Raw genomic sequence first — 12,104 nt, 5'->3', positions numbered from 1 at the left:
CCGCTTCGAGGTCACGCATGTTCCGGCCTCCATCCGCGAGCGCGACCGCATTATCACCGGCCGTAACCGCCGCGAGCTCGCTCCCGTGCTCAAGCGTTACGAGCGCGTCTGCTTCACCCGCGAAGCTGTCCGCCCACTCGACAAGCCAGGCGCGGCCTTCGCCGCAATGCTCCATCCCGGCCACCCGCTTATGCTCGCAGTGAGCGACTTGATATTGGAACAGCACGGCAACCTCCTGCGTCAGGGCACTATCCTTGTGGACCCTGCCGACGATGGCGAAGAGCCGCATCTGCTTTTCTTGCTCACCCACGAGATCAAATCCGGCGATGACCAAGTGCTCTCCAAACGCCTCCAGTTTGTCCGTGTCGCGACTGATGGATCAGCAACCTTTGCGGGCTGGGCACCGCACCTTGACCTTGAAGCCCTCGCGCCTGCCGATCGTGCGCTGCTGAACGAAGTGCTTTCCGCGCCCTGGATTCGTGCCGACCAAGAGCAGCGGGCACTCGCCCTCGCCGCTGCCACGCTCGTCCCGGAACATTTTCGGGAAGTCGCGGAACGCCGCATAGCTCATGTGGACAAGACTCTTGCCGCCGTCCATGAACGGCTTACCAAGGAAATCGCCTTTTGGTCCGACCGTTGGATCAAGCTCAAAGAAGATCAGGAAGCCGGCAAGGACGTGCGGTTGAATGTTGAAAACGCTCGCCGTACCGTCTCAGATCTCGAAGGCCGCCTAGAAAACCGAAAGAAGGAACTCCTATCCATGCGCCACGTCACCTCCGCCACACCTGTGGCCCTCGGTGGCGCCCTGGTTGTTCCCATCGGCCTGCTCCATCGCTTGCGCGGGGAATCTCCTGCTGAGTACGGTTCCGCATTTTCCACCGACCCCGTCGCCCGCGCTCGCGTCGAAAAGCTCGCCATGGACGCTGTTCGCCATGCCGAGGAGACACGCGGTTGCCGCGTGGTAGATGTGTCCGCTCAGAAATGCGGCTGGGATATGACTTCCTATCCGCCAGCCGTGGACGGCAAGCAGCCCGAAGCCCGTCACATCGAAGTCAAAGGCCGCGTACAGGGCGCTGGCACAGTCACCATTACCCGCAACGAAATGCTCTACGCCCTCAACCAGGCCGACAAATTTGTCCTCGCCATTGTCCTCGTGGGCGAGAGCGACGCGGTGGACGGCCCCCATTATCTGCGCAACCCCTTCGAGTCCGAACCTGGCTGGGGCGTCTCGTCTGTGAACTACGATCTGAAGGCTCTGCTCGAAAAAGGAACACTCACATAGTGAGCTACCCCGTCAAATCGCCCCGCAAGCTCATCGAAGTCGCCCTGCCCCTCGATGCGATCAATGCGGCGTGCTCCCGCGAGAAATCCATCCGGCATGGTCACCCAAGTACGTTGCATCTCTGGTGGGCACGGCGACCGCTTGCGGCGGCGCGAGCGGTCATTTTCGCTCAACTCGTCAATGATCCCGGTTACCAGCAGGGTGGTGGCTTCAAATACGGTAAGAACAAGAAAGAGGCTGCCATTGAGAGAAAGCGGCTTTTCAAAATTATGGAAGAACTCGTCGTGTGGGAAAACACGACCAATGAGGAAGTGGTCGAACGGGCCCGCGCTGAGATCCGCCGCTCTTGGCGAGAAGTGTGCGAACTGAACAAGGACCATCCACTAGCAACCGAGCTTTTCGATCCCAATAAGCTGCCTCCTTTCCATGACCCGTTTGCCGGCGGGGGCGCAATCCCGCTGGAAGCGCAACGCCTACGTTTGGAAGCCTACGCCTCCGACCTCAATCCCGTGGCCGTGCTCATCAACAAAGCCATGATTGAAATTCCTCCCAAGTTCGCTGGACGCATCCCTTTGGGGCCCTTGCCACCGGGCGAGTTCGATGCACGGCTCGCTTCACCAAAGGTATGGCCCGGTGCGACCGGACTGGCGGAGGATGTTCGCCGCTATGGAGAATGGATGCGAACAGAGGCACACAAACGTGTCGGCCACTTTTATCCACCGATCGAGATCACGGCAGAGATGGCCCGCGAACGACCCGATCTCAAACCGCTCATGGACCAAAAGCTCACAGTGATCGCCTGGCTGTGGGCGCGGACGGTGAAAAGCCCGAATCCTGCCTTCCGTCATGTGGACGTGCCGCTTGCTTCTACTTTTATCTTATCGAGCACGGAGGGAAGAGAAGCCTATGTTCAGCCGGTTATTAAGGGCGATCACTATTCGTTTCGAGTGATAGCAGCGAAACCCCCGGTGGAAGCAAAGGATGGAACCAAGCTAGCTCGGGGATCTTTTAAGTGCCTCTTATCGAATACTCCTTTCCCCTATTCCTACATCGATGACGAAGCCAATGCAGGGCGGATGGGTGTGCGATTGATGGCCATCGTAGCGGAGGGGCTTCACGGCCGCGTATACCTTGGACCCACGACACCTATAGAGGCTATTGCCAAACAAACGGTGCCGCCATGGAAACCGGATACGCCCTCCCGTGGAACGTGGGCCAGCAATGCACAAGGTCGAATCTACGGGTTCAAGACATTTGGAGATTACTTCACTCCGCGCCAGCTCGTGACATTGACGGCGTTTAGTGACCTTGTGATCGAGGCGCGGGAAAGGATTCGCCAAGACGCGGTGACCGCTGGGATGCCCGATGATGAGAAGGGCCTTGACGTAGGCGGTAGCGGCGCGAGGGCTTATGCGGAGGCGGTTTGTGTGTATTTAGCGTTTACCATCTCGAAGGTCTCCAATATCGGCTCCTCTATGGCTTCTTGGATGAGCGACCGGGGTGCATTCCGGGAGACTTTTGCGCGGCAAGGAATAGCGATGGTTTGGGACTTTGCCGAAGCAAATCCATTTGCTGATGCTGGGGGAAGCTGGCGCACCGTGCTCGATAAGGTCGCAATGGCAATCGATTCATTCCCGGCATCCTGCTCAGCCGTTGTGTCTCAGGCTGATGCGGCAACTCAGGTGATTTCGTCCAACAAGATCGTCTCAACCGATCCGCCTTACTACGACAACATTGGATACGCAGACCTTTCGGATTTTTTCTACGTCTGGCTGCGGCGAGCCTTGAAGCCGGTATTCCCGGATCTCTTTGCAACAGTTGCGGTGCCAAAGGCTGAGGAGTTGGTCGCAATCCCTTATCGACATGGCAGCAAGGAGAAGGCTGAGGCTTTCTTCCTCAAGGGCATGACAAATGCGATGCATCGCTTGTCGGAGCAAGCGCACCCGGGATTCCCGGTCACTGTCTACTACGCATTCAAACAGTCAGAAACTGAGAGCGAAGGTGGCACCGCCAGCACGGGTTGGGAGACTTTCCTCGACGCCGTGATAAAGGCAGGATTTGCGCTGAACGGCACTTGGCCGATGCGGACGGAAGGGGCAGGACGAATTAATGCGACAGGTACTAATGCCCTTGCTTCGAGCATCGTCCTGGTCTGCCGCAAGCGCTCAGCTAATGCTGTTACTGTTTCCAGGCGCGAGTTTTTGCGCGAGTTGAATGCCGTGTTGCCTGAGGCGCTAGATGAAATGACCAAAGGCTCCGGCGACGACCGTTCACCTGTCGCCCCTGTCGATCTGTCACAGGCCATCATCGGTCCAGGTATGGCGGTGTATTCTAAATACGCTGCTGTATTGGAGGCCGACGGCTCGCCCATGAGTGTCCGAGTCGCCCTACAACTCATCAATCGGTTCCTAGCCGAAGACGATTTTGATCATGACACGCAGTTCTGTCTTCACTGGTTCGAGCAAAATGGATGGAAAGAGGGTCGCTTCGGAGATGCCGATACACTCGCCCGCGCCAAGGGCACAAGCGTCGAGGGTGTACGGCATGCCGGCGTTGTGGAATCTGGTGGTGGCGTGGTTCGCCTTCGCAAGTGGTCCGAATACCCCACCGGCTGGAACCCGCAGACCGACATTCGCGTGCCAGTGTGGGAGGCGCTGCATCAGTTCATCCGCACTCTGAAGAATGAAGGCGAAATCGGTGCGGGCCGACTCCTTGTGGCTATGAACGGCAAATCTGAAGCAATTCGCCAACTAGCCTATCGCCTTCACACGCTTTGCGAGCGTCAGAGTTGGTCCGAGGACGCGCGCGCTTACAACGAACTCATTACTTCTTGGAGTGGCATTGAAGCTGCTGCCAGTGCTGTGCCAACGGAGAAACCACAAGGCAGCCTTTTTGACTGACATGCCATTAGACTGGAGCACAAATCGATGAAACCGTGGCGCGAAATAGCAGTTCCCCATCCCGATGTGCTCGAAGGCACGTTCCTTCAATCGGAGTTCGCCGCGGACATTACTGCCGTGTACACCGGCAAGGCAACGCCTGAATACCAGGATGCAACCGCCTTTTTTCAGCGCACCTTCATCACCGAGGGCATGGGATTGTTGCTCACTTCCGTGGCCAGACGGCTGAACGGCCAAGGCGGCGACCCTGTAATTCAACTCCAAACAGCCTTCGGCGGGGGCAAGACGCATACGATGTTGGCGGTCTATCACCTAGCCACCCGCCAGTGCCCGCTCAAGGATCTGCCAGGCGTTCCCGATCTGCTCGATCACGCGGGCATCACGGACGTGCCAAAAGCCCGCGTAGTTGTGCTCGACGGCACGGCTCGCGCGCCCGGTCAGGCCTGGAAAGATGGCAAGCAAACCATCAACACGCTTTGGGGTGAACTCGCGTGGCAGCTCGGCGGTGACGAAGGCTATGAGCTGGTGAAAGATGCCGACACGACCGGCACATCACCCGGCAAGAACGTCCTGAAAACGTTGCTAGAGACGTATGCGCCGTGTGTGGTGCTAGTGGATGAGCTTGTGGCTTATATTCGCCAGTTTCCAAATGGCCAGACTTTGAGCGGCGGAAGCTACGACAGCAATCTGTCCTTTGTGCAGGCGCTGACCGAAGCAATCAAGCTGGTGCCGAACGCCATCCTGCTCGCGTCTTTACCGGAATCGGACATCGAAGCCGGGAGTAATCGCGGAATGACGGCGCTGCAAGCACTAGAGAAAACCTTCGGCCGGTTGCAGGCGCTATGGAAGCCTGTCGCAACGGAAGAGGCCTTCGAGATCGTCCGCCGTCGTCTCTTCGAACCGGTACGCGACGCCTCTGCGCGCGACGCGGTATGCCGAGCCTTTGCTGATGCGTATGTTAGCGAGGGCGCCAAGCTGCCGTCTGAGACGCAGGAAGCGCGGTATTTCAATCGTCTCGTGCAGGCCTATCCCATTCACCCGGAAGTTTTCGATCGCCTCTATGAGGACTGGACGACTCTCCAGACTTTCCAGCGCACTCGCGGCGTGCTGAAGCTGATGGCGAAGGTGATCTACCGGCTTTGGAAGGATCAAAATCAAGACCTAATGATTCTGCCTGGCAGCTTGCCGCTTTACGATGGCAATACCCGGAATGAGCTGACCTACTACCTTGCACCGGGTTGGGATGCAGTGCTGGAAAAGGATATCGACGGCGAACGCGCTGAGACCACGGAACTCGAAACGAAGGAGCCGCGTTTTGGTGCCATTAATGCAGCCTGCCGTGTGGCTCGTACAATTTTCCTAGGCAGTGCGCCATCTGCAGCCGTAACACAGAAGGGAGTTGTTCGCGGCCTGGATCGCGCCCGCGTGCTTCTAGGGTGTGTGCAGCCAGGACAAGCGTCTTCAACCTTCTCCGACGCACTCAACCGGTTGGCCGACCGGCTGCATTACCTGAACTCCTCTGGCGATAAGACTCAGGACACTACACGATTCTGGTTTGACACTCGCGCTAACTTGCGTCGGGAAATGGAAGATCGGAAGGGACGGTTCAACGACCAGAACGAGGTCCGTGGCAAGGTGGCCGATGTGCTGCGCAAGCTCATGCCCGGAGCCTCATTCTTTGAGGGTAGTCACATCTTCACGCCGCACGCGGACGTGCCCGATGACGGCGCACTGCGGTTAGTGATTTTGCCGCCGGAAAAGTTTTACAGCAAGCAGGAGATGCGCATAGCCTCCGAAGAGGTGCTGGAATTTGTGCGCAACCACGGCCCAAAGCCCCGATACCGTGGGAATAGACTCATTTTCATTGCTCCAGATCATGCCTCCTTGACCCGTGTGCGCGACTGTGTGCGCACCGCGCTTGCCTGGAACTCCATCGTTGCGGATGTTAAAGAAAAACGGTTGAACATCGACGGCCTCCAAGAGCAGCAGGCGAAGAAGGAACTCCAGTCCGCTGAAGACGTGCTGCCTCGGGTCGCGCGAGAGTGCTACAAGTGGCTCCTGTGCCCGGTGCAGGCGACGCCCGCGGATCGTCAACCTACCATCGAAGCATTCCCGCTGAATACTAGTGGCTCAGGGTTGGGCGCTGAAATCCAGCGGGTGTGTCACGACAATGAGTTGGTTATCAGCGCATGGTCTCCGATACATTTGCGCGACACGCTGAAAAAGCTCTACTGGAAAGATGGCAAGGACGCGGTGGGTGCAATGGCCTACTGGGAAGACATGCAGCGCTACCTCTACCTGCCGCGTCTCAATAGCCGCAACGTGCTGGAACAGGCCATCATTAAGGGCGCGGGGAGTAAGGATTTTTTCGGCACTGCATACGGGCAGACCGGCGATGTATTTGAGGGATTCAAATTCGGTGACGCCAATGTCCAATTCGACGACACGCTGCTGCTGATCGAGCCAGAAGTTGCGAAGCGATATGAAACTAACTTGCCCGCAGACCTGAAACCAAATTCTGGGGTCGCTCCGCCGCCGACAGGAGCTCCTGATGACCGGTCTACGCCCTTGCAACCCCCAACCGTTGGAGCAAGCTCCGTTCCTGCTGCTCGCACAGGCAAAGCGAAGTCTTTCTATGGCTCTGTGGAGGTGAACCCGGCAACGGCGAAGATGCGGCTAGTGCAACTGGCAGAAGAAATTATTAGCAACCTTGCTTCTGATCCCCAAGCCGAACTCAAGATCACGGTGGAAATCACTGCCGATTTTCCGAACGGTGCCACGGACCAGATCAAGCGCACGGTGTCAGAGAATGCAAAGAGCCTTGGATTCAAAACCTCGACATGGGAGTGAGGGACTCATCTCGTTGGACTCGTCGGGTCGTCGGTGCTCCCGAGATGTCGTTCAAACGGTCACGGAGAACAGCTGAACACCGAAATTCACAACCAATACGGCCTCGAAATGGAATAGCGGATATGATGTGTCCTGCTGCGGCAATCCCAGAGCTGGCCAACAAGACGAGACCGCCATCGGCGCGGATTCTGAAAATTGCCAGATCCAAGATTCCTTTGCTCGGCTTCGTACGCTGCTCCTTTCGCAACAAGCGTCACCGTGTTATCTTTTTTCTGCATTGATCGAGAGGACCCAAATGAATGAACAAGAGCAAAAGAAGATTTATCACTTTTTCGTAGATGCCAAGCGCTACGAGACAGACAAGTCTTCTCTGACAGGAGCCGAAATCAAGGCGATAGCGTCGATTACCCCAACCTATCAACTGTTCCTTGAAGAGGAGGGGGACACGCCGGACAAGCCGATATCGGATAGTGAGGCCGTCCACCTCAAGGAGGGGGAGCACACTAGGCACTTCTATGCGGTACCACCGGCGACCTTTGGGACTCGATGACTCCGGTCGAGCAGCAGATGCAGGTGCTTCAGACCATTTGTCCAGGCGCTTCATTGACGCGACTGGCAAGCGGCGCGCACCTGGTCACGATCCCTGATGTTAGGATGCCTCCGGGCTGGAATCAGGAATCTGTGACGGTCCTTTTCGTCGCCCCGCCCGGTTACCCTGCTGCGCAGCCGGACTGCTTTTGGGTGGAACCCAAGGGCGTGCGGCTCGCAAATGGCGCGACGCCGCAAGGCACCAACGACTCCAACCCGATCCCCGAAATCGGCCCGCGCGGCACATGGTTTTCCTGGCACCTTCAACATTGGAATCCGAATAACGACTCGTTGGTGACGTACTTCAAAGTCATCATGGGGCGACTTAGGTCGCTTCAATGATAGAACTCGTGCTTGCTGAGGAAGATGGCGCTGCCATCCGAGCCGAGTTGATAGGCGGAGAAACTGAGAAGTGCGCCATTCTCTACGCTAGCCAAACAGTCCGCACGGACGGCGTGGTGAGGCTCCTCGTACGAGAAGTTCAGTTCCCAGCGTCGACTGACTACACACGAAGAGGCCTATTAGAGGCGGAGTTGAATCCCGAGTTTGTTGCGCGGGTGACTAAGCGCGCGCGTCGTGAAGCCTGCTCCCTCGTTTTCGCGCATAGCCATCCAGGTCCCGAAGCTCCTCTCTTTTCGCTAGTGGATTCAGAAGGTGAGGAGCACCTTTCCGCATTCCTTGCGCGCCGTCATCCAAACCTCATACATGCGGCTCTTGTTATGAGCGCCGGAGGTTTGCGCGCTCGCCGCCTCGGCGGGGACGAAGATATTCGTATTGTCTCGATCGGCACGACCCGCGAAGTGATTTTCGATCCATTGGCTCCTGTGGCGTCTGTTTCCGAGAAGTTCGACCGTCAAATACGCGCCTTCGGTTCGGCCGGACAAGAGGCGCTCCAGCGTCTGCGAATCGCAATTGTCGGATTAGGGGGTACCGGGTCGCTCATCGCGCAGCAGCTTGTACATCTTGGCGTGCGAGACTTCATTCTTGTGGACCCAGACGTTATAGAGGCGACGAACCTGAACCGAGTTGCTAACGCTACGGCAAATGATATAGGTCATCAGAAAGTTGACATCGCAGCCCGATACATTCAAAGCATCGCGAAAGATGCGACCGTCGCTTGCGTTAAGGGCGATGTTATTGAGAGTAAAACCGCGCGAGAGTTGTTGAACGCAGACATCATCTTCGGCTGCACTGATTCTCATGGAAGTCGCGCTGTTCTACAGCAAGTTTCGTACCAGTACATGATCCCGTGCATCGACATGGGCGTGACCATCGCAGTCACCGAGGGTCGTATTACGCATATCTACGGTCGCGTCCAACTGCTGGCTCCCGGTCTTGCATGCTTTGCGTGTGATGGTTTGCTGGACGCAAATGAGGTTCGCCGGGACATGATGACCGCGTTCGAGCGCCAAGCCGATCCCTACATTCAGGGCCAGCGTGAGCCTGCGCCTGCCGTTATGTCCCTGAATGGCACTGTTGCTTCGCTTGCAATCACAATGATGCTTTCCGTGGTCACAGGCATCCCTGCGAAAGCGCGCCACGTCCTCTATAACGCCATGGCATCAACCTTGCGAACTGTCCGTGCGCACCCCAGGGCCGACTGTTACATCTGCTCTCGATCTGGTTCCTTCGCGCGCGCTGACTCCTGGCCACTCTTCGCACGAGAGGCTTAAAGATGCCCATCGAGTTAAACCGTCTGCGTGGGAGAAAGCAGGTCGCGTGGTTTGGGACCACACCTCCACATGATGGCAGGCGCGTGTTTGAAGAACGCGAATACTTAGTTACGTCGTGCACTGACGTTGATCTGCAAGAACCCGCATATCTCGCAGGACTTTCCGCAGTCGTCTTCACACAGAGCGTGGAGAAACCTTTACAAATCGCGAAAGATTTGGAGCAACATGCACAACGGCTGCTCAACTACGACTGCCGAATAATTCTGCGGTCAGCGCAGAGCGGACTGCCTATCCTTACCAATCTGATCGATCTTCTTAGGCTCCCAACAGGGGGGCTGCCTCCTCATGAGGCTGAGAAGCTAAGCAAGTGGCAGAATCCAAAGAACGGTGATCCCCCACTTCCCCACGCGCGATACTTCGATGAGAGCGTCCTATGGAGCAATGTCGCCAATTTTGTCTCGGATGGTCAACCAGGTGCCGCCCCAAATCGGGCATTGAACATCACTATCGAGGACCGAGTGGACAGCCAAGGCAAGAAGCACAAATCGTTTCTGACAGAGCAGTCCACGCTACTACTCCAGCGTGCATTCGCGGACTGCAAAGATATTCACCTCGTACCCATGCCTGACGGCCATTCTGGCGTCGCTGTATATCGCGCCTGTGCGGAACTAGCGGGGGGATTGCATGGACAATGGCCACAACCTCATTTCGTCAAAATTGGGAAACGCGGGAAAATCTTTGCTGAGTACAAGATCTACGAGGAGAATGTTGACCCATATGTTCCGTTCCATCTTGGCCCCCATTTGGTTCGCGAACGCTGTTGCCTTGGCGCAAACGAGGGAGTGATCGTCGGTGACTATGTCGAGGAATCGGAAAGCCTCCGTAATTGTGCCTTCGACGGGCGGTCCGCGTCTGCTATTGCGTGCCTGTTTGATCGAACACTGCTTGGATGGCATCGCCAGGCACACAAAGTTTGGACGCCGCTCTCTGCGGGACTTCTCCGCCACTTTCCGCGCAGAATCGATGGCCAACGTTTTAAGAGAGCACAACAATTGGGTGCGACCCGCAACCTTCAGCAACTGCGTTCATTGTTCGAACTCTGCGTCTCAATGCCCGTGCTGGTAGGACCGATCCACGGCGACCTACACGCCGCCAATGTCCGTGTCCGCGCTACTGACGCAATAGTGATCGACTTCTTTGCGCACCGCAGCAACTACCCGCTTCTTTACGATGCCGCCACTCTCGAAGCCAGTCTATTAGTGGAAGGATTCGCCAATGACGATAGAAATGCACAAGAGTGGTTGGACTCTTTAGCACCTCTCTACGATTACCGTCCATTGGACGCTGCGGTGACGCAAGCCAATCCGAAAAATCGTTCGTTCTGGTTCCACGCGTGCGTCCAACAAATCCGGCGCTATGCCCGTCAATGGGAATGCGGTCGGGATCAATACGCGGGCGCATTGGCCCTTGCACTTCTCATAAAGACCAGTAAGGACCCATCTGCCCCTGAAACTGAAGCGTCCCGCCGTGCAGCCGCATATGTACTGGCCGAACGTGTGCTTTCCAAGACTTTCGGGGTTCAGTCGGCTCCTATCGCGCCGGCCGTGGCATCATGACGGGCGCGAGGTTATTACGGCTCCAAGGAACCGTGTCAACACGAGGTGAGGCATCGGCTCATCTGAAGTCGCCGGGTGATGCAGTGCTTATCGAGCGAGGAAGACCCCGGTTGCTCCTGCTCTCGTGTCCATGTGGATGTGGAGAGCATTTTCCAATCAACCTCGACTCGCGCGCTGGACCGGCCTGGAGACTCTACGGGAATCGGAACACGGGCCTTAGTCTTTACCCGTCCGTCTGGAGGGAAAGCGGCTGCGGGAGTCACTTCGTAATCTGGCGCGACAAGATATTTCTGTTCGGTCCGTACGAGGAGGATCTCGAGACATCGCCACAAGCGGACGAAACCGCCCAGCTAATAGATGTTGTGCACGAACGGCTATCCAAACAGCAACTGATCCTCTTCTCCGAAGTTGCTGACGCTCTGGACGCCATACCGTGGGATGTGCTGAGCGCGTGTCGCCGACTGGTTCGGATGGGACGCGCGCGTGAGGGAAAAGGCAAACAGCGCGGCTGGTTCGGTCGCGTATGACGCATGTGCGAGTGCATCGCATCTTCCGCGTTCCCGGCCGTCTGCCATCGCCACCGTCCTAGCGCCGTCTGTTTCCGCTCGCCATCGTGACAGTCTCGGGCATCCCCTCCAATACCGGCACGAAGAAGCTGGTTGCTCAGTAAGGCTAACATCGATTAGCAAAGTGAGGATTCTGCGGCCGAAAGAAGAGTCCCTTACCTTCGGAGATTTCTTGCGGGGTTAGCGGGTCCAAACTAGGTTCTTGACAATTCGCTTTTTGTTCGCCTATACTATCTGAATCGGCGTTCGCAGAAAGAAGGAGCCGCCGTAACACGGATATGACTTGCCACCCATTCTCCGCAGGCACCTTTCTTCAGTCCCCCAACAAAGGATCGCTCTGCGCAACGAGGCTTCCACGCCCGAGCCATCGCCGCGTCAAGAAACGTACTTTCCCTTCAACGAGCAAACGAGAGCGCAGTAGACAAGCTCGATTCGAGTCGTCCTGAACCAGAATTGTTGGCGCTCTTCCGCAGACCCGTCAGCCGAACTTTTCGGCTCGATTTTAGGAGTTGCTATCATGCGAGAGAATCTTCAGTGCAATTGCCATATTTGCAAGATCGAGAGACATCTTGTCATTTCACTGAGCGAGTCACATTGCTCAGATGAATTCTTAAGACTTGCACAAGCCG

General features: G+C 56.8%; 8 protein-coding genes and 1 pseudogene. 8 read left to right on the top strand and 1 reads right to left on the bottom strand.

From position 1 onward, the window contains the following. From VMU57_RS00400 to VMU57_RS22895, 8 genes and pseudogenes are all read left to right on the top strand, one after another. Positions 1 to 1,282 (top strand): DUF3883 domain-containing protein (locus VMU57_RS00400; protein ID WP_325379636.1); only part of this gene is annotated, 1,282 nt, incomplete at its 5' end. Further along, entirely contained in the window at positions 1,282 to 4,182 is a 2,901-nt protein-coding gene (locus tag VMU57_RS00395; protein ID WP_325379634.1) for a DUF1156 domain-containing protein, read from the top strand. The genes VMU57_RS00400 and VMU57_RS00395, both read left to right, overlap by 1 nt. A 66-nt stretch (positions 4,183 to 4,248) precedes the next feature. Next, positions 4,249 to 7,032, top strand: a complete 2,784-nt coding sequence (locus VMU57_RS00390) for an ATP-binding protein (RefSeq protein ID WP_325379632.1) — start codon at positions 4,249 to 4,251, stop codon at positions 7,030 to 7,032. A 295-nt stretch (positions 7,033 to 7,327) separates the two neighbouring features. Continuing rightward, positions 7,328 to 7,582 carry a multiubiquitin domain-containing protein gene (locus VMU57_RS00385; protein ID WP_325379630.1) on the top strand — a complete coding sequence of 85 codons (255 nt, stop codon included), beginning with the start codon at positions 7,328 to 7,330 and terminating at the stop codon, positions 7,580 to 7,582. After that, positions 7,579 to 7,962, top strand: a complete 384-nt coding sequence (locus tag VMU57_RS00380; RefSeq protein ID WP_325379628.1) for an E2/UBC family protein — start codon at positions 7,579 to 7,581, stop codon at positions 7,960 to 7,962. The genes VMU57_RS00385 and VMU57_RS00380 overlap by 4 nt, the downstream gene beginning before the upstream one ends. Before the next feature lie 377 nt (positions 7,963 to 8,339). Further along, complete coding sequence (locus VMU57_RS00375) at positions 8,340 to 9,293, top strand: ThiF family adenylyltransferase (RefSeq protein ID WP_325379626.1); 954 nt, start codon at positions 8,340 to 8,342, stop codon at positions 9,291 to 9,293. Positions 9,294 to 9,376: 83 nt separating this feature from the next. Beyond that, a complete protein-coding gene (locus VMU57_RS00370; RefSeq protein ID WP_325379624.1) occupies positions 9,377 to 10,909 on the top strand; it encodes a hypothetical protein in 1,533 nt (510 codons plus the stop codon). Next, positions 10,906 to 11,184, top strand: a pseudogene (locus VMU57_RS22895) (DUF6527 family protein); the annotation flags it as partial. The gene VMU57_RS00370 and the pseudogene VMU57_RS22895, both read left to right, overlap by 4 nt. 99 nt (positions 11,185 to 11,283) lie before the next feature. Here VMU57_RS22895 and VMU57_RS00365 read toward each other — a convergent pair. Then, positions 11,284 to 11,484 carry a hypothetical protein gene (locus VMU57_RS00365; RefSeq protein ID WP_325379622.1) on the bottom strand — a complete coding sequence of 67 codons (201 nt, stop codon included), beginning with the start codon at positions 11,482 to 11,484 and terminating at the stop codon, positions 11,284 to 11,286. Between the last annotated feature and the right edge of the window lie 620 nt (positions 11,485 to 12,104).

It is taken from the genome of Edaphobacter sp. (assembly GCF_035532915.1).
Lineage (GTDB): Bacteria > Acidobacteriota > Terriglobia > Terriglobales > Acidobacteriaceae > Edaphobacter.
Note: the sequence above shows the minus strand (reverse complement) of the source record. Positions and strands in the feature narration are given on the sequence as shown.